General features: G+C 41.0%; 24 protein-coding genes. 4 read left to right on the top strand and 20 right to left on the bottom strand.

Translation table 11 applies throughout. From position 1 onward, the window contains the following. Positions 1-26: 26 nt before the first annotated feature. The 3 genes from IGI86_RS04695 to IGI86_RS04685 all read right to left on the bottom strand — a co-directional run bounded on the left by IGI86_RS04695 (position 27) and on the right by IGI86_RS04685 (position 3,845). Positions 27-905: an NlpC/P60 family protein gene (locus IGI86_RS04695; protein WP_430617775.1), complete on the bottom strand. Its 879-nt coding sequence runs from the start codon at positions 903-905 to the stop codon at positions 27-29. Positions 906-926: 21 nt separating this feature from the next. Next, positions 927-2,000 (bottom strand): dipeptide epimerase, encoded by a 1,074-nt coding sequence (locus IGI86_RS04690; RefSeq protein ID WP_086338006.1) that lies wholly within the window; start codon positions 1,998-2,000, stop codon positions 927-929. 183 nt (positions 2,001-2,183) lie between these two features. Beyond that, on the bottom strand, positions 2,184-3,845 hold the full coding sequence (locus IGI86_RS04685) for a peptide ABC transporter substrate-binding protein (RefSeq protein ID WP_430617774.1): 1,662 nt from the start codon (positions 3,843-3,845) through the stop codon (positions 2,184-2,186). Between the two features lie 710 nt (positions 3,846-4,555). On the opposite strand from IGI86_RS04685, the gene IGI86_RS04680 reads away from it, so the two are divergent. Next, a complete protein-coding gene (locus IGI86_RS04680; RefSeq protein WP_005237215.1) occupies positions 4,556-4,891 on the top strand; it encodes an antibiotic biosynthesis monooxygenase family protein in 336 nt (111 codons plus the stop codon). A 74-nt stretch (positions 4,892-4,965) separates the two neighbouring features. Here IGI86_RS04680 and IGI86_RS04675 read toward each other — a convergent pair whose 3' ends face one another. The 15 genes from IGI86_RS04675 to rpsP form a co-directional block, all read right to left on the bottom strand. Further along, positions 4,966-5,739 carry a hypothetical protein gene (locus IGI86_RS04675; RefSeq protein ID WP_218193508.1) on the bottom strand — a complete coding sequence of 258 codons (774 nt, stop codon included), beginning with the start codon at positions 5,737-5,739 and terminating at the stop codon, positions 4,966-4,968. Between the two features lie 168 nt (positions 5,740-5,907). Beyond that, entirely contained in the window at positions 5,908-6,135 is a 228-nt protein-coding gene (locus IGI86_RS04670; RefSeq protein ID WP_430617773.1) for a hypothetical protein, read from the bottom strand. A 181-nt stretch (positions 6,136-6,316) separates the two neighbouring features. Further along, positions 6,317-6,778, bottom strand: a complete 462-nt coding sequence (locus IGI86_RS04665; RefSeq protein ID WP_008377623.1) for a GAF domain-containing protein — start codon at positions 6,776-6,778, stop codon at positions 6,317-6,319. Between the two features lie 166 nt (positions 6,779-6,944). After that, entirely contained in the window at positions 6,945-7,595 is a 651-nt protein-coding gene (locus tag IGI86_RS04660) for an NAD(P)H-binding protein (protein ID WP_016613898.1), read from the bottom strand. 130 nt (positions 7,596-7,725) lie between these two features. Continuing rightward, the gene (locus IGI86_RS04655; RefSeq protein ID WP_008377620.1) at positions 7,726-8,157 is read right to left on the bottom strand and encodes an Rrf2 family transcriptional regulator; all 432 of its coding nucleotides are present in this window, start codon (positions 8,155-8,157) and stop codon (positions 7,726-7,728) included. A gap of 192 nt (positions 8,158-8,349) precedes the next feature. Continuing rightward, positions 8,350-8,754, bottom strand: a complete 405-nt coding sequence (locus tag IGI86_RS04650) for a VOC family protein (protein ID WP_194188547.1) — start codon at positions 8,752-8,754, stop codon at positions 8,350-8,352. Between the two features lie 267 nt (positions 8,755-9,021). Further along, positions 9,022-9,741 (bottom strand): AraC family transcriptional regulator, encoded by a 720-nt coding sequence (locus IGI86_RS04645; RefSeq protein ID WP_176285408.1) that lies wholly within the window; start codon positions 9,739-9,741, stop codon positions 9,022-9,024. A gap of 95 nt (positions 9,742-9,836) precedes the next feature. After that, the gene (adhP, locus tag IGI86_RS04640) at positions 9,837-10,850 is read right to left on the bottom strand and encodes an alcohol dehydrogenase AdhP (RefSeq protein WP_194188546.1); all 1,014 of its coding nucleotides are present in this window, start codon (positions 10,848-10,850) and stop codon (positions 9,837-9,839) included. Between the two features lie 775 nt (positions 10,851-11,625). Beyond that, positions 11,626-11,973, bottom strand: a complete 348-nt coding sequence (rplS, locus tag IGI86_RS04635; protein ID WP_002357176.1) for a 50S ribosomal protein L19 — start codon at positions 11,971-11,973, stop codon at positions 11,626-11,628. Positions 11,974-12,139: 166 nt separating this feature from the next. Beyond that, complete coding sequence (gene trmD, locus IGI86_RS04630) at positions 12,140-12,886, bottom strand: tRNA (guanosine(37)-N1)-methyltransferase TrmD (protein WP_005237230.1); 747 nt, start codon at positions 12,884-12,886, stop codon at positions 12,140-12,142. Continuing rightward, positions 12,876-13,400 (bottom strand): ribosome maturation factor RimM, encoded by a 525-nt coding sequence (gene rimM, locus IGI86_RS04625; protein ID WP_005237231.1) that lies wholly within the window; start codon positions 13,398-13,400, stop codon positions 12,876-12,878. The genes trmD and rimM overlap by 11 nt, the downstream gene beginning before the upstream one ends. A gap of 155 nt (positions 13,401-13,555) precedes the next feature. After that, positions 13,556-14,380, bottom strand: a complete 825-nt coding sequence (locus IGI86_RS04620; RefSeq protein WP_194188545.1) for a hypothetical protein — start codon at positions 14,378-14,380, stop codon at positions 13,556-13,558. Positions 14,381-14,466: 86 nt separating this feature from the next. Next, a complete protein-coding gene (locus tag IGI86_RS04615) occupies positions 14,467-14,724 on the bottom strand; it encodes a hypothetical protein (protein ID WP_005228919.1) in 258 nt (85 codons plus the stop codon). A 112-nt stretch (positions 14,725-14,836) separates the two neighbouring features. Next, complete coding sequence (locus tag IGI86_RS04610; RefSeq protein ID WP_005228918.1) at positions 14,837-15,082, bottom strand: KH domain-containing protein; 246 nt, start codon at positions 15,080-15,082, stop codon at positions 14,837-14,839. Between the two features lie 11 nt (positions 15,083-15,093). Continuing rightward, complete coding sequence (rpsP, locus tag IGI86_RS04605; RefSeq protein WP_005228917.1) at positions 15,094-15,369, bottom strand: 30S ribosomal protein S16; 276 nt, start codon at positions 15,367-15,369, stop codon at positions 15,094-15,096. A gap of 254 nt (positions 15,370-15,623) precedes the next feature. On the opposite strand from rpsP, the gene IGI86_RS04600 reads away from it, so the two are divergent. Then, entirely contained in the window at positions 15,624-16,175 is a 552-nt protein-coding gene (locus tag IGI86_RS04600) for an NADPH-dependent FMN reductase (RefSeq protein WP_016613846.1), read from the top strand. Between the two features lie 83 nt (positions 16,176-16,258). Here IGI86_RS04600 and IGI86_RS04595 read toward each other — a convergent pair whose 3' ends face one another. After that, positions 16,259-16,792 carry a dihydrofolate reductase family protein gene (locus IGI86_RS04595; protein ID WP_005237235.1) on the bottom strand — a complete coding sequence of 178 codons (534 nt, stop codon included), beginning with the start codon at positions 16,790-16,792 and terminating at the stop codon, positions 16,259-16,261. A gap of 6 nt (positions 16,793-16,798) precedes the next feature. Further along, the gene (locus IGI86_RS04590) at positions 16,799-17,377 is read right to left on the bottom strand and encodes a DNA-3-methyladenine glycosylase I (protein ID WP_016619836.1); all 579 of its coding nucleotides are present in this window, start codon (positions 17,375-17,377) and stop codon (positions 16,799-16,801) included. 100 nt (positions 17,378-17,477) lie between these two features. Between IGI86_RS04590 and IGI86_RS04585 the strand changes: the two genes are divergently transcribed. Together IGI86_RS04585 and IGI86_RS04580 are read left to right on the top strand one after the other, a co-directional pair. Next, entirely contained in the window at positions 17,478-17,864 is a 387-nt protein-coding gene (locus IGI86_RS04585) for a GntR family transcriptional regulator (RefSeq protein WP_034872477.1), read from the top strand. Further along, positions 17,861-18,742, top strand: a complete 882-nt coding sequence (locus tag IGI86_RS04580; RefSeq protein WP_005237238.1) for an ABC transporter ATP-binding protein — start codon at positions 17,861-17,863, stop codon at positions 18,740-18,742. Before IGI86_RS04585 ends, IGI86_RS04580 begins: the two co-directional genes overlap by 4 nt. The last annotated feature ends 7 nt before the right edge of the window (positions 18,743-18,749 follow it).

Raw genomic sequence — 18,749 nt, 5'->3', positions numbered from 1 at the left:
CATTCCTGTGATTCATTCGGTTGGTTCTACCAATAGCGCGCCACAACTGCGAGCTCTGGTTCATAATTAGAGCCAGTAATTTTGGTTTTCATGACCCGTGATCCGGGTGTTCTTGAATGAATCATTTCGTCATCCCCCAAATATAGACCGACATGATGGACTTCGCCTTTTCCTTCTTCATAAGCAAACAGCAGCAGATCCCCCGGTTGTGCCTGACTGTAAGGCACAGTCTTTGCTTGTTGTGCTTGCTCGATCGTATCTCGGGGGATCAAAATACCATGAAGTCGATGCAGCGAATACATGAATCCAGAACAGTCAAAGCCACTGCCGCTAATGCCTGCCCAGACATAGGGCTGGTTTATAAATTGTTCTGCCAAGGCTATTATTTTTTCTGGGAGCTTTGCCCATGTGTCCGATAGGACGTGAGCAAAAGCTTTAGCGATCGTTGCTGGTCCATTAGGCGTAGCCACTTGATAGGAAACTGCGGTTTCCCCAACAAGTGGTAAAACTGTTCCAAAAGAAACAAGTCGTATGGTCGAGTCAAAAACAAGCACGGCTTCTTTTGCAATCACACCAATCCTTCTTTTGGCTGTTGCATAGTCTGGTGACAATGGCTTCAATACCTCGTTCGGCAGATAACCCGGATACCCGAGTGGGTGTTTATTGCTTATTTGATCCAAGACGATCACATGGGACCAACCATCCGTTTGGGCGATGACTTCTACAATCGTCCCATATAATACTTCGGAGTCCACTAAGCTTTCCTGATAAAGCCGCATCGTATCTTCATCAGTCAAAAAAGTGTGCAGTGCTTCTAAAGGAAATGCTTTGATTTTTGCTAGTACTTTGTTTTCTTTGGGTTCCTTCCATAAGAAGGAAGAGCCAGCCTGAACAATTTGTTTCATCTTTGCTCCTCTCATAACTGTTTATTCGTTGATTCCTAGTCCGATGCGTTCGGTGACGCTCAAGCTTCCTGGACGCTGAAGAATCCCTTGCATTTCAGGGGAAGTCGTTTGGGTCTCCCACATAAAAGGAACATCCAGATCATAAAATTGGACATCCGCCATCCCCAAGGCAAAATGGGCGGCTGCAGCCATTCCCCCATACCCTTCAATCATCGAACCGACCATCACCGGCATTTGATGCTCTTTTGCCAATTGATAAATTTTTTGTCCCTCTTTGATCCCGCCGCTTTTCATCAATTTAATGTTCATATAATCGCAGCAGTTTTCAGCAATCAAACGTTTGGCATCCTCATAGGAAAAAAGACTTTCGTCTGCCATGATCGGAATCGTCGTCCGAGCAGTCACATAGCTAAGTCCAGCAAAATCATTGGCTTTGACGGGTTGCTCAACAAACTCGATCGGAATGTCTTGCCATTGGTCTAAAATCTGCACCGCTTCTTCTTTGGTCCAGCCTTGATTGGCATCAATTCGAAAGGGGATCTTTCCTGCCAAACGTTCATTGATGCGGCGAATTTTCGCAACCTCCTCTTCGATCGCGTCTACTCCCAGTTTGATTTTCAAGGAGCGAAATCCCGCCTGGATTTTCGCTTGGGCATCATGCAGCATCTGCTCCTGTGAACCAACACTGATCGTATAGTCGGTTGTCAGTGTATTGGCAGAACCACCTAAATAGCGGTAAAGAGGCAAGTTTGCCGCTTTTGCCAGTGCATCATGCAACGCGATATCAATCGCCGCTTTAGGGCTCGTATGATGCTGGATCAACGCATGAAGCTCATCCATTACCAGCAATTGGGCATCTACCTTTCTTCCTAACAGGAACGGGGTAAAGACAGTTTCGATATCTGTTAAAATACTTTCTTTTGTATCACCGGTGATCACTTCGGTAGGTGCTGCTTCTCCGATGCCAACGATCCCATTGTCAAAAGAAAGCAGCACTCGAATCACTTCGACGGCGTGCACTTCTCTGAGCGCCGTTTTAAACGGTGCATTCAGCTGGATCGGAATTAGCTTCGTTTCAACTGCTGTGATTTTCATTCGTGTTCCTCCCAAAAGGAAAAGCCGTTCTTATCTAGCTGGAATGAATGATTCCTCTTCACTGCTAGATAAAGAACGGCTTTATTCCTTGCTCTAGTTGCTGAACGCTTGGCGTTCCTCTTTTCTGCAGTACTGTTTGACTACGTCAGTCGGTAGATGTATGAAAGAATTGTTTTTTTTTACTTATTCTTCGACAAACACATTTTTATAATCATAGGCAGCACCGACACTATGAACGATGAGGCCTTTGATCTTAGGCGACCGCAGATGTGCTTCTGCACTTTGGAAAAGCGGTATAACGCCCAAATCTTCATTTAAGATTTTTTCTGCTTCCACCATATTTTCCCAACGGGCTTCTGGGTCGTTGGCATTTTCATTGGAGGCTTGTTCGATCAATTGGTCGTAGTCATCATTTAGCCATTTCCCACGATTGTAGGAACTGTCTTTTTTGAACAATTCCAAAAAGTTGATTGGATCTGCATAGTCCCCGATCCAATTGTTCATGACCATCTCAAAATCGCCGCTATTGGAACGATCCAAACGAACAGAAAAAGGAACGTTTGTGACTTCGACAGTCAATCCATCCAGTGTTTGCTGCAAGGTTCCTTGAATGTATTCCGCCATTTTTTTCGATTGGTCGGTATCTGAGGTCAGCAGTTCAAAAGACAATGTATCGATACCCAGTTCTGCCTTGGCCTTTTCCCAATACTCTTGGGCTTTTTCTTCGTCAAAGGCTAACTTGGTTGCCGCATCCTCAACAAAGTCAGCTTTTGTCTCTGGATTGAAGGCTAGGTCAGAAGGAACAAAACCGACAGCCGGTAAGGAGCCGTTGCCTAAAATATTCTCAACGATTTGTTGCCGATTCATGCTATAAGAAATGGCTTGCCGCAAATTTGCATTTCGAAAAGGCGAATCTTCTGGTGCTTGATTCATTTCTAAATACTGAGTGGTTGCACTAGGCTGAACAATGTAATCAGGATGATTCACATTCTGCATCGCCAATTCACCGCTTAAAATAATGTCATCGGCTTGTCCGCTTTCGTACAAGTTATAAGCAGTCGATGAGTCTTTCACGACATCGAAATTAACTGTTTCAAGTTTGACTGAATCGGCATCCCAATAATCCGGATTTTTTTCCAATGACCACTGGATATCGGTGCCTGGGCCAGCATAATTGGTCAATAGGAATGGTCCATTGTACGCCGCGTTTTCACTTGTTAAGGCGTATTGATCACCAAATTCCTCCACGACACGTTCGTTTTGTGGGAAGAAGGTTGGAAAAGCCAGTAAAGATAAAAAGTAAGGTGTTGGTTTTTCTAACGTGATTTTCAACTCATGATCATTGACTGCTTCGATCCCTAACTCGCTTTTATCTAGCGTCCCATCTGAAATAGCGGCAGCGTTTTTAACGGGTGCCAGCATATAGGCATAATTGGAAGCAGTGGCTGGATCAACTGTTCGCTGCCAACTAAAAACATAATCAGCCGCAGTAACTGAATCGCCATTGGACCATTTTGCCTCTTCCCGCAGTGAAATGGTGTAGGTCAGCCCATCTTCACTGACTTCAGCTTCTTCACTTGCCCCGGCAATCACTGGAACATTGTTTTCATCTAAGCGATAAAGACCTTCATAGGCGTTGTTTAACGTGATAAAGCTGTAAGAGTCGGTTGCTAAAGAAATATCTGCACTGCCCATCTCTGCCGAAAATTGCACATTGATCACTTGCTCTGCAGAAGAAGCTGCTGATGAATCCGTCTCGTTTTCTTGATTGCCATTTTGACAAGCTGCTAAAAATAAGCTGCCTAGTAACACAAGCGATACTGCATATTTGCTACGTTTCCCCATTTCTACTCATCCCCTTCTAACATTCAGATAATTCAAAAAATTCTGTTTGTTGTACCGAGTTTACCGCATGTTTATGCAGCCTGTCAATTTAACTCGACCAAAAAATGTAAGAGGTTACATAGTTGTGTCAGAAGCGCTCTTCTGAATGTAAAAATTAGAAAAGAGCGATTTTATGCTAAATATCGTTGAAAGGAGTAGTTCCAAGAAAGCATACAAAAAAGTTCTGATCTCCTAGCGATCAGAACTTTGGCTGCTCTCTTATACATCATTTCGAAGAAAAATGGATAAAAAAACTCACACTATTTTCCTAACATTTCGCAAAAAAAAAGAAGACACAAATTTTGTCTTCATAGTGCTTTCTCAGAACCTTCCCACTTTTTCGGCTTTCACCTCAAGGAACAAAAGAAATCTCCTCAGAAAGTAAAATAAACGTATCTATTTTAAAAAGAGAGTGGTACACTAAACAAACGAAGAGTACTGCACGTGAGAAAAGAAAGACTTCCCCAAGTATCCATTTTCTCCAATACTCTTCGGACTCTTCAGTACGTATATTAATTATACGTACTTTTTTCATTTGTTCAAGGCTTTTGAGGAATTTGATCAAAAAATAACTATCGATAAAAAGATTACAAGATTCCATAGCTAATTGACAACCATTCTCAATTAGCGCTATACTAAACCAAATCGTCCCGAGTCAAAGGAGGAATTTCATGTATATCCGTACCGTTGCGTTTGAAGTCATTCCAGAAGGAAAAGAACTCTTTCTTGCTAAAATGAAAAAAGATACCGCCTCAATGAAAACATTTGCTGGCTGTCACTCTGCTGAAGCATGGTTTTCAGAATCAAAAGACAGCCTCGTTTTCCAGTTGGTGTCAAAATGGACTGAGAAAAAAGCCTTTCAAGCTTGGTTAAAACGTCCCGAACATTTGCAAAAGCACCGAGAGGCGTATCGAGCAGAAAAAGAAGGAACTGCAAAACCGAAACTTGTTTTGTCCAAGACCGGTCAAGAATTTGTCTTGATCGATGAAGAGGCTACTCCTAGTTAAACTATAAGAGCGATCCACCAAAGCAGATTGATTTAGCTATGGTGGATCGCTTTCTTGTTCAGTGCCTCTCTTTTCTACTCCACCGTTCGCTCGTTCAAGGTTCTTCCTTGCTGATCTTTTAATTGTAGCCAACCATTGGTGCCCCCATAGTAAAGAAACATTCCTACCTCGTTGACACTTTTTAATACAACGTCTTCAATCGTGTGTCCCTCTTTGATCGCCGCTTGGTTTTCTTGCCGAATTTTTTCCGCTAAACGAGCAGAAAAACCAACCGAGCCGTCTTTATTCAAAGGAATCTCTTGACTCAAAATTGCGCCTTTTTCAATTCGAACCTCGTTGCGTTTTTGCCAATAGACCCTTGCTTTACTTCCTTGATAGTCAACCATGAAGGGTTCATCTTGTAACTCTTTTGACCATTTGTGTCTCGGTTTGCCCCCTTTTTTTGCCTCTTTTGTCGTCTTTTTGCTCGTAGATCCATAGCCAAGAAAATCGATAAAACGATCAAATGGTTTTGCGCTAGCAGCAATGGTTTGCTGCAACTCTTGTGGGATGCCAATGGATGCTTTGGACCCATTGGTTAACTGATATTGTTCTTGATAATAGGCTACTAAGTAAGGAGCCATGATCTCCCAAGGTGGTGTGAGGATCATCAAGCGGTCGTATTCTAACTGGTCGTCAAAGGTTTTATCGTCTGCTACTGAGAAAATTTGGCCGTCTTTGATAAAAAATAGCACAGTATTTTCTTTGACTTGCGCTAAACTTCCCTTAACAATTTGCAGTTGGCCTGCTTCATTCGGCCATTCAAAAAGCAACTGCTGTTCCTCAACCATCGTCTTTTTTAGTTCCATCCTATTCCCTGCTTTCTGTTGTTTTCTCGCCTATTATAGCACTTCTTTTGCTAGGTACCTGAGTCTAAGAATCAAAAAAGAGACTGCTTCTGAGAAACAGTCTTTTTTTAAGGGAATTGGTTTACATGCATGGTTTCATTTTATTTTGATTGGGTGATTACCAATGGATCAGCTAAAAAAGCATTCAACTAGCGCTGGTTGATAGATCTCATTGTATTTTGCAACTACTCGTCCGCAACGTTCTTCGATATCTTCATGATCGATCCCATCGTAGCGGATCACATTTACTACGACACACCGTTCCATTTTTCTGACCACTTCACCGATCACGCGGCTTTGTAAGCCGACTGGTTTACATTCATATGCTTTACCTAATACAATAGTTTCTGCTTCCATAATTCTCTCCTTAAAAACTCATTTTTCTAATTGTATTATCATTTTATCATCTAATTTTAATTAAATAAAGTAATATGCCCGACATTTTTAAATAATAACTAAAAAAAGCGTTCATTATTCAATGAACGCCCCACTTAAAAACATTATGTTGTTTTATAGTTAAAATTAAAAAACAAGTACTTTATTGACGGCTTGCTACCAATAAAGCAGCAAATTCTTCCAGATATTTCTGATCGATCGCATCATAGCTGTTCGTTTTTCCACTATCGATATCCAGCACTCCAAGCAACTGATCATCAACCACCATGGGAACTACGATTTCAGACATCGCTGCTGAGTCACAAGAAATATAATTTTCATGTTCTTTGACATTGGGTACGATCAATGTGGTTTTTTTCTCTGCTGATTCCCCACAAACCCCTTTGCCTAATGTGATTCTGGTGCAAGAGACTCTTCCTTGGAATGGACCTAAAATCAGTTCGCCTTCTTCAAACAAATAATAGCCGGCAAACACTGTATCTTCCAATGTTTCATTCAGTAAAGCAGAAGAGTTGGCTAGGTTGGCGATCCAATTACTCTCCGCTTCTAGCAACCCTTTTAATTGCAGAAGCATCAATTCATACGCTTCGATTTTTTTATTCATTTTATCACCTCTGTCCTTGATTATAAGCAAAGACAGAGGATTTGTCTTGTCTAAATTATTGGGTATTGGAAACAAAAATTGTGAAAAAAGAAGTTGCCTGAAACAGTCTACTTGCCAACCTATGCAGCTATCGATTCTGATCGATTGGGTCAATCATTTGTTGAACCTACTCTGCATCAATCACAGTAAAACGAGTATTTTCATGTTGCACTGTTTCAATTTCATCAAGAATTGCTTTGGCTAACGTACCGCTGGAAGTTACTGATTTCTTTTGGTCGTTGAAAAGCAAGTGATCTTTGCCTAAAATCGCTGGTTTAGCTGGTCCCTCTTGAAATAGATTCCCTGGAGAAATCCCGACCCAATGAACATTTTTGACGGTTTCTAAAAAGAGATATTCATCTAACTGATTTTCTGGGATCGCGATCCAGCTTTCACTTCCTGGGGCTTTTTTCAATTCGGTAAGATTGCGTTCACCCGCTTCGTTGAACAGGCTGCCAGCTCCTAAAATGAAGAACAAGCGTGTGTTCTTTTCTCGAAACAAATGAACCAATTTTGCTGCCAGATCCACATGCAAGTACGCTTGGTCAGGACTTGTCGCAAACGCATCGACCAACACATCAAATCCGTCGAGGTCTTCTTCTGTTAACGAAAAAGCATCTTTTGTAAGTGTTTTGACTGTATCACCAAATTGTTCTTTGGCTTTAACTTCATTTCTAACAATAGCAGTCACTTCATGTCCTCGCTGTACTGCTTCTTGATAAATAGCTGAACCTGCATTTCCTGTTGCGCCAATAACACCGATTTTCATTATAATCATCCTTCCTCATTTTTTGTTTGACTAAAACAGTTGTTACTAATCAAGTTACAACTAGAGTATAAAAGAAACTTTCTTTCCTGTCAAGAAATTGCTTAGCAGGTGAAAGTTCTTTTTACTGTGTTGTGTCCGTTCAATCTACTTGATCGGCCTCCCCTTGAATGCCTTCAATGATTGATTGCAGCGAGATGGCGCTCATCTCTTGCTCGATTTTCTTTTGCAGCACATCATAGGTTTCTTCTAATACCGCTTGGATATTCCCCCCAATCAAGCAGTTGGGATTGGTTTTTTTGTCTGCATGTAAAAGATGGTGGTCTTTTTCAACACTCGCATAAATGTCCAACAAAGAAATCTCGTTTGGTTCCTTCGTTAGTTTAGGGTTTGGTTTTCCTCTTTGGCTTTCGATCAACCCAGCAACCCGTAGATCACTCATAATCCGACGAACATAAGCCGGATTCGTTTCAACACTCTGGGCGATCCGATCACTTGATAAATCAGTTCCTTTAAAGAGGTGGATATAAGCGAGGATGTGAATGGCGTCGCTGTATTTGGTTGAGTATTTCACTTCGTCTCCACTCCTTTTTCTTGTATCATACCTCTTTTTTAGCATTAAGACAAAGGGGACTGACCAATCTTACAAAACTCGAGGATCCCGTCAAGAAAAAGCAGCCCTCAAAAAGTTAGTACAAAAGCCTAACTTCTTGAGGGAACTGCATCCTGAACCACTTTTTTACTTTTTATTTAAACAATCACTTTGCTAATAGCCATTCATCCATGCAGATTCAAGCTGATTGCCGTCGGGATCAACGATTTCATAGCCGACCATCATATCCTCTGGAATCCCCATATCAACTTGGAACGATTGGCCACCATTTGCTTCTGCAAGCTTTGCAAAATTCTTCGCTTCTTCTGGCGTATCAAAGCTAAACGCGATCAATGCACTACTCGTGTTCTTCGTATCCCCAATACGTCTGCCATTCAGAAACTGTTGATAAAACTCATGTTCTAACAACATTATCCAAATCGATTCACTCCAAACCATTCCGCTGCTAGTCTCGTTTGAGAACTCTTCATTTTTGACAAATCCCAACGCTTCATAAAAGGAGGTTGCACGTTTGATATCAGTGACAGGCAAATTTATAAACACCATTTTATTCGCCATTTTCTTGCCTCTTTTCTTTGATAAGTTGTATTGATGAATCCGCTCTCATTATAGCATCTATCGTTGGATTCACAAAAACATCAGACCTTATCCTACGCCGTTGGTTTCTATCAGCTCATTCAAAACTCGTTTTTCCAAGCAAAAAAACCTTTGCATGAAAGGCCTTTTGCTTTTATCACCTATGGAAAAGTAACCAGATACGCATCGCATAGAAGCCATTTTTTCGCTAATCAATTCAACTGCAAGCTGATCTGTTTTTTTCAATACTTAAAGCTCAAGTCTTGAATCGATCACGGTAGCTTTCCCACGATAAATTTTTCGATACTCTTTTGGCGTATAAGTAGTTGCTTTTTTAAATTTCTTACTAAAATAATTTGGATCATTGAATCCTGCTCTGACAGAGATTTCACTGATTGATCGATCACTTGTTGATAGTTCTTTTTTGGCAACTTCAATACGATAAATCATCAAGTACAATGAAAAGGTCATTCCTAATGTATTCTTGATCAAACGACTGGTGTGATACCGGCTTAAATGCAGGTGATCTGCTAAAGTATCTAACGTAATATGTTCTCTATAATTTTCATGAATATAGCGCAATATCTTATGTCTTAAAGAAAGCGAAGGAGAAGCCTCATTATTTTTCTCGATGTGTAGCAAGGAAATCTGATTGATGGATTGAATTCCCCGATCCAATGCATAAACAAAATCATTTGTGATCGGTTCGACCAAGTAATCAATCAAGCCGTAACGCAACGCTTTTTGAGCGGTAGCAAAACTTTCTACAGCAGAATACAAAATTGCTTTTGCATTAGGGCAAAATGAAAGCAATACTTTATATAATTCAAAAGAGTCCTCTTCGCCATCCGCATTAATCACTGCAATTTCAACCGGCTGCTCAAGACAGGTACGCTGAAGCGCTTTTTTTGAACAAACCGTCGGAAGCAAGATGACATTTGGAAAATGACGATCGATCAAACGAATCATATCGTTAACTGCTCCATGCTCTTTGCTATCAATGATCAATAAGTTACACACGAAATCTTCTCCTTCGTTTAAAATTCACCCGTTGGTTTTTCTATTTATTTCTCTTGAAAATCAATGACCATTCGCCCTTTGATTTTTCCTGAAAGCATTTCATCAAAAATATCATTGATCTCTTCTAACTGACGCATGACAACTTTTGGAACGACTTTTCCTTCGGCTGCGAATTGGAAAGCTTCTGCTAAATCAGTCCGTGTTCCAACAAGGGAACCGACGATTTTAATACCGTCCAATACAAGTCGAGGAATGTTCAAGTCCATGCTTTCTGGTGGAAGACCAACCGCTACAATCGTACCACCCGCACGAACGGCATCGACAGCAGAATTGAAGGCTGCTTTTGAAACAGCTGTTACTACAGCTGCATGTGCGCCGCCGGTTGCTTCTTGAATGATTTTTGCCGCATCTTCTTTCGCAGGATTGATCACAAGGTCAGCGCCATGATCTTTTGCAAAGTCCAATTGTTTGTCGTTGATATCAATCCCAATCACTTTTGCATTAAAGACATTTTTTGCATATTGTAAGGCTAGGTTTCCTAATCCTCCTAAACCATAGATCGCGATCCATTGACCTGGTTTAATGTCAGAAACTTTTACCGCTTTATATGTGGTTACACCTGCACAAGTAATGCTGCTGGCTTCAGCAGAACCTAAGCCCTCTGGTACCTTCACTGCATAGTCAGCTACAACGATACACTCTTCAGCCATACCGCCATCTACAGAATATCCGGCGTTTCTAACGGAACGGCATAATGATTCATTCCCGTTCACACAGTATTCGCATGATCCACAGCTTTCATATAACCAAGCGACACTTGCACGGTCACCGATTGCTAGAGAAGTAACATCATCACCGATCGCGACCACTCTACCGATTCCCTCGTGTCCAAGTACGATTCCAGATGCATCTCCGAAGTCACCATCTTTTACATGCAAGTCCGTATGGCAGACACCACAACACTCCATTTTCAATAATGCTTCATTCGGACGAAGCGCTCTCAATTCTTTTTCCTCAATTTTTACAACCTTATCGTTTGATACTACAGCTGCTTTCATAAAGACACCTCTTTCAATTCATTTAAATAAAGAACTTTCTTTTATTTGTGAAGTAATTAACTAACACGAAGAGGTCAGCAATAGCTAGATAAAAGAAAGTTCCCTATCGAGAAGGTTACCATAGAAACCATCAAAAAAAGGGGAATATATTGCTTTTTTTCTGTAATCATTTATGAGAAAAAAATAATGAAATAATTCAAGTTTTTTTCTTAGATTTCAAATTCCATAAACTACAAGGACTAAAAAAACGAAAAAAAATCATCATATAAATAACAAAAGTTTTAATAAAACCTATCAAGAGGAAATTACATAAACATGTAATCTTGGTCTTCCCCATTATTCTCTAATCCTTTTTTTATCAATTCGGTGATTTACGATTTATTTTCTTTCAGGCACTGAATGTCATATTGGTATTTAACGTGATGTCCCTCATCAGTGTTTTCCTAACAATTTTCACTCCCTTTTTCTCCTTCTCTGCACATAAAAGCAAATAATGCTGAAAGGTGATCGATCAAACAATCGACAACCTGCAATCTGTCACTATCGGATAGCCGATAAATGTCCACAAAAAGTTTCAGTCGATGGCATTGTGTTTCACTCAGACGACTGTTCCCATCAAAATACAAGGGTACCCAGCGGTATGCAGCAATGATCCCCTCCTGTTCTTATAGTCGTTTCATGATTTTATCACAACGAATAGAAAGTTTTTTTCACCTCAGACAAAAGAAAAAAGCCCTTGAAATCAAGGGCTTTTGCTTCATCTGATAATAAATGATTAACGACGAATTTCTTTGATACGAGCTGCTTTTCCGTGTAATGCACGTAAGTAGTACAATTTTGCACGACGTACTTTACCGTAACGAACAACTTCGATTTGTGCAACACGTGGTGTGTGCAATGGGAAGGTACGTTCAACACCTACACCGTTTGATACTTTACGAACTGTATAAGTTTCGCTGATACCAGCACCGCGGCGTTTGATGACAACACCTTCAAATAACTGGATACGTTCGCGAGTTCCTTCGACAACTTTCGCGTGAACGCGAACAGTGTCCCCAGGACGGAAAGCTGGGATGTCAGTACGTAATTGTTCTTGAGTTAGTTCTTGAATCAATGGATTCATGTTTATCATTCTCCTTATTCCCAAACATTCTTAAAGCATGAAAGCTCCAGCGGAACATCGTAATAGTTGAGTTTACACTCACTGAAACATCTTACCACAGTCGACCACAGGCTGTAAAGAGAATTTTCTTGTCATCGCGCAGAATATCAAAAAAACTGGCACTATTTTAGTTGCCAGCTTTCGCTTCTTCTTCAATTTCTTTTAAAAGCTTCTGCATTTCTTCCGTCAACGGATAATTTTCTAGCATATCAGGTCGGCGCTGAAAGGTGCGGCGCAATGATTCTTTTAATTGCCACTGCTCGATCAATTTATGATTGCCATTCATCAAAACTTCTGGTACTTTCATGCCTTTAAACTCTGCTGGGCGTGTATATTGCGGATGTTCTAATAAACCAGTGGAATGAGAATCGGTTTGTGCGGAGGTTTGATTGCCTAAAACTTCTGGTAATAGTCTGACCGTCGCATCGATCATGACCATTGCACCCAATTCGCCGCCAGTCAAGACGTAATCTCCCAGTGACACTTCATCAGTGACCAATGAACGGATTCGTTCATCATATCCTTCATAATGACCACAAATGAAGACGAGGTGCTCTTCGGTAGAAAATTCTTCTGCCATCTTTTGATCAAAAGGTTTCCCCGCTGGGTCTAAAAGGATCACGCGTTTCTTCGTTTCTGGTGCTGCTTCTTCGATCGCTTTGATATTGTCATAGACAGGTTGGACTTTTAATAACATTCCTGCTCCGCCACCATAAGGATAGTCATCCACTGTTTGATGTTTGTTGTCGGAATAGTCACGGAAATTTGAGACGTTGATTTCTAACAGTCCCTTTTCCCTTGCTTTGCCAATGATCGATTCTCCTAGAGGACCTTCGAACATTCGCGGAAATAGTGTCAATACATCAATTCTCATCGTCTAACAACCCCTCTGGGATTTCCACAGTGACCTGACCATTTTCAAGATCGATTGTGTGGACAACCGACTCGATATAAGGAATCAAGGCATCCTTCTTCCCTTTTCGTTGAACGACCCAAACGTCATTGGCACCTGGTGAAAGGATCTCTTTGACTTTACCAATGATTGTGCCATCTTCTTCGACGACTTCCAGACCAATAATTTCATGGTAGTAAAACTCATTTTCTGCTAAATCCACCAAATCATCCTTGGTAACTTTTAAAATGCCGTTACGAAACGGTTCAACATCGTTAATATTGGGATAGCCCTCAAACGTCACTAAATCAAAGTTTTTGTGTTTGCGATGACCTGAAACAATCAATGTTATTGGCTCTTTATTTTCACGAAAAAGTGTCAATTCGGCCCCTTTACGGTAGCGTTCTTCTGGAAAATCCGTTTGTGATATCACACGTACTTCTCCACGGATTCCATGTGTATTGACGATTTTTCCTACGTTTAAATATTCTGTCACGTTCGTTCCCCATTTCTTCTAACTTCTGTTCTATTTTAGCATAGCAAAGTAGCGAATTCTAGCCGTTTCCTAGCGCCCCATGTTTTCCTCAAAATCATCGCGCGAAAAATGCCCCTTCTACGCTTGATCAAAGGGGCATTGTCCTAATATGAACCTTATTGATTCATAGAAACGGCCATTTTCAATGCTGAACGTGCATCTTGATGTTGCACCGTTCGAAGGGTCTTTTCTTGTTGCCAAACCACGGTAGTTGCTGTATGGTCATTTTTTCCCATATCGATAGTGATTTGACCGACCTCAGGCGCTGGGAGCATAGCTTCTTCCAGATACGCTACCACTTCTTTGGCAACCGGAACTGGATCTTGTTCCTCTTGATTGACTGCTCGAACAGTCAATGACCAATTTCCTTCTTGCCAGCTCAAATAACTGGAGCCAGCAGCTCCTTGCATATGCCCAGTAATGCCATATCCGAGATCAACGGCTTGTCCGCCATCATCAGCTGTTACATTGACCGCTGCAGCAGCTTCATCCGCTGATTGATAGTCTTTTGATTGAAAAGCAGCAATCGGTGTTTCCTCGTTCAAAGCCTTGTCATTGAGAGGCAACTGCTGATCAAGTCCATAATAAAGAATCGAAGCATCGGACTGACTGCCAGCTGTGGCCGCATTCAACACTTTACCTGAAGCAAGTGGAATGTCCTTGGGCAAGACAAGATCAGGGAATGCCGCTTGTATTTGAGCGTAGATATCTGCAGTACTATTCGTGTTTGAAGAATCCCTAGAAGCCGCCTGACTAGAAGACGTACTTGATTGACTGGTTTCTGATTGACTACTTGCTTGCGTTTGGGTACTTTCCACCATACTCGTCGCTGTTGTTTCGGCACTACTGGCTTGACTGGTTTCTGGTTCCTGTTGATTATTGCAGCCAGCTAAGGCGCCCATCGTCAGCAGCGTAACGAATAATCCTAGTTCTTTTTTCATGATGTTCCCCTCCTTATACAAAGAATACCCCTCAATAAAAAAAATGACAAACAAGTCAGATTGTCTGTCATTTTTTTGTTGATTTTTTAAAGATTTGTCACCCAATTTTGCAGTGATTGAAAGCCATCCTTGATCCATTGCCAAACTTGATTGGCGATCGTCGATAGGTCGCCCCAACGAAAGTTTTGTGTCCATTGGTTCAATTGCGTCATGATCTCCTCACGATAGACCCAAATTAAAAAGAGCAACAACAAGATCCCTAGCGTTCGCCAAAGAAAAGAACCAATTTTATAAATAAAGACGAGGATCAAAAGAACGACAATCCATGCGATTAGTTGAGACATACAAGCACCTCCTCCTTTTGATTATCTCAAAACCACCTTTTTTTGTCCTCCATCTTAAGCATGAATTTTACAAAAAAAGCATTCCTCAAAGAGAAATGCTTTTCATTCTTGCTTATTTACCATCAATGATATTCAAACGAACTTTTTTTGGTCCATTTGTCCGTACACTGTAAACGATTGTTCGAATTGCTTTGGCAACCCGACCTTGTTTACCGATGATACGACCAATATCCTCTGGTGCCACAGTAAGATTATATTCCAAGAAATCATCTGACTCTACCAGCTCAAGCTTGATATCCTCAGGTTTGGTAACAAGTGGTGAAACGATCGTTAAGACTAATTCTTGCAAATCTTTCATCCAAAGTCACCTTATTTCTTAGTGAATTTTGCTTCGTGGTGTTTTTTCATAACGCCTTCTTTAGAAAGGATGTTACGAACTGTATCTGAAGGTTGCGCACCTTTAGATAACCAATCAAGAACTAAATCTTCTTTGATTGTCACTTCAGCTGGGTCTAGTAAAGGATTGTAAGTACCAACTGTTTCGATGAAACGTCCGTCACGAGGAGAACGTGAATCTGCTACGACGATACGGTAAAAAGGTTTCTTTTTAGAACCCATGCGTTTTAAACGAATTTTTACTGCCATTATTTACACCTCCATTGATTTAATCACAAGAGCTAGTTTAACAGGTTTTTTCGATGGTGTAAAGAGTTTTTTCTTTACAGCTAAAAAAAGTTTCTTCTTTCTTATTTTCTAAGCATGGTTATCTTTTGCCAGAATGAATCAGGACGCGTATCATTAGTAATAGAGAAACTTTTTAAAGTCAAATCGTTTTATTTGCACCATCCACTTACTTTTGGTAAGCTTAATGAGTAGAAAACAACAAGGAGGAAATTTACATGACAAAAAAAATTGGTTTTATCGTCGGCAGTTTACGGGAAGGATCATTTAATAAACTCGTAGCGAAAAAATTCGCATCATTATTACCAGAAGGTTTTGAAGCATCTTTCATCGAAATCGGCAACTTGCCTTTTTACAATGAAGATTTGGAAGTTGAAGGAAAAGTTCCTGCTGAATGGACAGCATTTCGGGAAGCATTAAGCGCCGTTGACGGGGTCTTCTTCTTTACACCAGAATACAATCGTTCTGTTCCTGCAGCATTGAAAAATGCATTAGATGTTGGTTCTCGTCCTTACGGTGCTAGCAGTTGGGGTGGCAAACCAGCTTTGGTTGTCAGCGTTTCTCCAGGAGCGATCGCTGGGTTTGGTGCAAACCATCACCTACGTCAATCATTAGTCTTTTTGGATATGCCTACTCTACAACAACCAGAAGCCTATATCGGTGGAATCACCAACTTGATTGATGAAAACAACGAAATCAACCCAGATACAGTAAGCTTCTTTGAAACGATCATTGCAAAATATATTGAACTCTTTCAACGATTCAACTAATTAAGAATCCAAACAAAAAGACCAAGAAACTCGGCACTGAGTTTCTTGGTCTTTTTACTGTGAAGAATAATCGTTTGCGCTTTTTACTCGCTGCCTGACACAGACTTTCGGACAAAATGAAGTTCTGTCAGTTCCCCCATCTGTTTTGTTTCAACAAACGTCAAGCGTCTCGCATAATCCCCCGGTTCAAACAGTCGCTTGCCCTCTCCTAAAAACACCGGCGCGATTTGAATAAACCATTCATCGATCAAATCAGCTTCCAGCAATGGTTTTAATAAGGAACCCCCACCTACTACCCATACGTTTTCCTCTTGTTTTAATGCTGAAACAAATGCAACTGGATCCGTTGACACTAGGGTTGCATCCGGCAGCGGCTCTTTTCGGGTACGAGAAAAAACATAGTTGGTCTTTTCAGGATATAGCAGTCCATCATCCATCAGTTTTTTTGCTTCTTGATAGGTCTTTCTTCCCATCACGGTCGCGTCGATGGTTGCAAAAAATGCTTCATAGGTCGTTGCAACACCGGTATCAGTTTGAAACAGCCAGTCCAGTTGATCCTCCATACCTGCTAAATAGCCATCGAGGCTGATTGCACCATAAAATACCACTTTTCCCAATTAGGCTCACTCCTTTATTTTTACGATTGCTTCTGACCTTCGACAAACACAAGTGACTAAGTGATCATTAACCATGCCGACCGCTTCCATAAACGCGTAAATAGTTGTCGTTCCGACAAATTTAAAGCCTCGCTTTTTCAAGTCTTTTGCTAGCTGATCGGAGATTTCCGAATGGGTCGGTACATCGGATTGCTGCTGAAATTCATTGATGACTGGCTCATGATTGACATATCGCCACAAGAATGCGGAGAAACTGCCGTATTCTTGCTGGATTTTTAAAACTTCTTGGGCATTGATGATCGCTGCTTCAATCTTTCGTCGATTGCGAATGATTCCTGGATTCATCATCAGTTCTTCCACTTTTTCTTCCGTATAGTTCGCTACTTTTATGATATTAAACTGATCGTATGCTGCATCGAAATTCGCCATCTTGTTTAAAATCGTTTGCCAGCTCAATCCTGCTTGATTCATATCTAACACCAGTTTTCGAAACAACTGCTGATCCTCATACTCAGGTTTTCCCCATACCGTATCATGATACTCCTGCATTGCTGGTGTACTGTTGGCCCATTCACATCGCTCCATTGTCCTCATCAGCTCCTTTTTGTTTATTTTATCATAAATGACTTTACTTCCACCAGTGTACTACGTATACTAGTACACATAAATGAAAGGAGCTGATTTTGTGGTTCGCATTAACAAAGCCAGCAGCAAACCTTACTATGAGCAATTGGTTTTAAGTATCAAAGAAGATATTCTGAACGGTGTTCTAATCGCCGGAGACCAAGTACCTTCGGTTCGTGAAATGGCCAAGCGCCTGTTGATGAATCCAAATACCGTCAGCAAAGCCTACAAAGTATTGGAAAATGAGCAAGTACTTGTCACCATCAAAGGAAAAGGCACCTTTGTGAAAGTTACTGAGGATCTGCCACGCGATGAGATTCGGATCTTACAAGTGAAAGAACGTTTGAAAGAATTGGTGATCGAAGCACGCCATTTACAGATCAGCATGCGTGAGCTGAGCGATTGGATGAATGGCTTTGAACAAGAGTTAGGAGGCGATCCACAGTGAAGATCGAGCATGTGACCAAGAAAATGGAACAAACAATTGTCTTAGAAAACGTGAACTTCTCTTTGGAAAAAGGAGAGCTCGTAGGATTAATCGGCCGCAATGGTTCTGGGAAAACCACGTTGTTTCGGACGATTGCTGGGCATTATTTACTAGATGATGGGGAGATTTCCATCGATAACCAACGCCTGGATCAGCATCCGCAATTAAAAGAACAACTTTTTTATATTGATGAAAAAGAAAACTTTCTTTCGGCCTACTCTTTGAAAAAGCTCAATCAATTTTATCGGCTTGCTTATCCAAATTTCGATCAGAATCTTTACTTAGAATTGATGCAAAGTCACGGTCTTCCTCTGACGCTTTCCTACCGACGGATGTCAAAAGGTATGCAAGGTCTTTATAAAATGATTCTTGCGATCGCCTCAAATGCGACGTTCTTACTGTTAGACGAACCTTTTGATGGGCTTGATGTGATCGTCCGTAAAAAAGTGATTGGATTATTGCTGGAAAGCCTCAGCGAGTCGAATCGTACCGCCTTAATCGCTTCTCATAATCTAAATGAATTAGAACATATTATTGATCGTGCCTTGTTGATCAAAGGGAAAACGATTGAAGGAGACTACCGTTTGGAAACGATTCGCGAACAATCTCGCAAACTCCAACTCGTCTTTCGCAGCAAACAGATTCCTCCCCTTATCAAGCAGCACTCCAAGCTGATTCAAAAACAAGGTCGAGTCTTGACTGCTTTGTTTGACAATTACACAGAGGAGCTGGCGGCTGAGATCCAGCAACTTGATCCTTTGGTTTTCGAAGAATTACCTTTGACTTTGGAAGATCTGTTTGAAGCAAATTTACGACAAGAAGCATTGGTGGAAGGATAGAGGTGGA

The sequence above is a fragment of the Enterococcus sp. AZ188 genome, from assembly GCF_050544075.1.
GTDB classification, from domain to species: domain Bacteria; phylum Bacillota; class Bacilli; order Lactobacillales; family Enterococcaceae; genus Enterococcus_D; species Enterococcus_D entomosocium.
The sequence above is the reverse complement of the archived record's forward strand: the minus strand, read 5'-3'. Positions and strand labels throughout refer to the sequence as shown.

What these genes read in the sequence shown, in the direction of transcription:
- adhP (WP_194188546.1), bottom strand. Translation starts at nt 10,850, where the DNA reads ATGAAAGCAGCTGTAGTATCAAACGATAAGGTTGTAAAAATTGAGGAA.
- IGI86_RS04645 (WP_176285408.1), bottom strand. Translation starts at nt 9,741, where the DNA reads ATGATTCGTTTGATCGATCGTCATTTTCCAAATGTCATCTTGCTTCCG.
- rplS (WP_002357176.1), bottom strand. Translation starts at nt 11,973, where the DNA reads ATGAATCCATTGATTCAAGAACTAACTCAAGAACAATTACGTACTGAC.
- IGI86_RS04690 (WP_086338006.1), bottom strand. Translation starts at nt 2,000, where the DNA reads ATGAAAATCACAGCAGTTGAAACGAAGCTAATTCCGATCCAGCTGAAT.
- IGI86_RS04620 (WP_194188545.1), bottom strand. Translation starts at nt 14,380, where the DNA reads ATGAAAAAAGAACTAGGATTATTCGTTACGCTGCTGACGATGGGCGCC.
- rpsP (WP_005228917.1), bottom strand. Translation starts at nt 15,369, where the DNA reads ATGGCAGTAAAAATTCGTTTAAAACGCATGGGTTCTAAAAAGAAACCT.
- IGI86_RS04600 (WP_016613846.1), top strand. Translation starts at nt 15,624, where the DNA reads ATGACAAAAAAAATTGGTTTTATCGTCGGCAGTTTACGGGAAGGATCA.
- IGI86_RS04660 (WP_016613898.1), bottom strand. Translation starts at nt 7,595, where the DNA reads ATGATTATAATGAAAATCGGTGTTATTGGCGCAACAGGAAATGCAGGT.
- IGI86_RS04670 (WP_430617773.1), bottom strand. Translation starts at nt 6,135, where the DNA reads ATGGAAGCAGAAACTATTGTATTAGGTAAAGCATATGAATGTAAACCA.
- IGI86_RS04610 (WP_005228918.1), bottom strand. Translation starts at nt 15,082, where the DNA reads ATGAAAGATTTGCAAGAATTAGTCTTAACGATCGTTTCACCACTTGTT.
- IGI86_RS04680 (WP_005237215.1), top strand. Translation starts at nt 4,556, where the DNA reads ATGTATATCCGTACCGTTGCGTTTGAAGTCATTCCAGAAGGAAAAGAA.
- IGI86_RS04665 (WP_008377623.1), bottom strand. Translation starts at nt 6,778, where the DNA reads ATGAATAAAAAAATCGAAGCGTATGAATTGATGCTTCTGCAATTAAAA.
- IGI86_RS04650 (WP_194188547.1), bottom strand. Translation starts at nt 8,754, where the DNA reads ATGGCGAATAAAATGGTGTTTATAAATTTGCCTGTCACTGATATCAAA.
- IGI86_RS04695 (WP_430617775.1), bottom strand. Translation starts at nt 905, where the DNA reads ATGAAACAAATTGTTCAGGCTGGCTCTTCCTTCTTATGGAAGGAACCC.
- IGI86_RS04675 (WP_218193508.1), bottom strand. Translation starts at nt 5,739, where the DNA reads ATGGAACTAAAAAAGACGATGGTTGAGGAACAGCAGTTGCTTTTTGAA.
- IGI86_RS04590 (WP_016619836.1), bottom strand. Translation starts at nt 17,377, where the DNA reads ATGGAGCGATGTGAATGGGCCAACAGTACACCAGCAATGCAGGAGTAT.
- IGI86_RS04615 (WP_005228919.1), bottom strand. Translation starts at nt 14,724, where the DNA reads ATGTCTCAACTAATCGCATGGATTGTCGTTCTTTTGATCCTCGTCTTT.
- trmD (WP_005237230.1), bottom strand. Translation starts at nt 12,886, where the DNA reads ATGAGAATTGATGTATTGACACTATTTCCGCGAATGTTCGAAGGTCCT.
- IGI86_RS04685 (WP_430617774.1), bottom strand. Translation starts at nt 3,845, where the DNA reads ATGGGGAAACGTAGCAAATATGCAGTATCGCTTGTGTTACTAGGCAGC.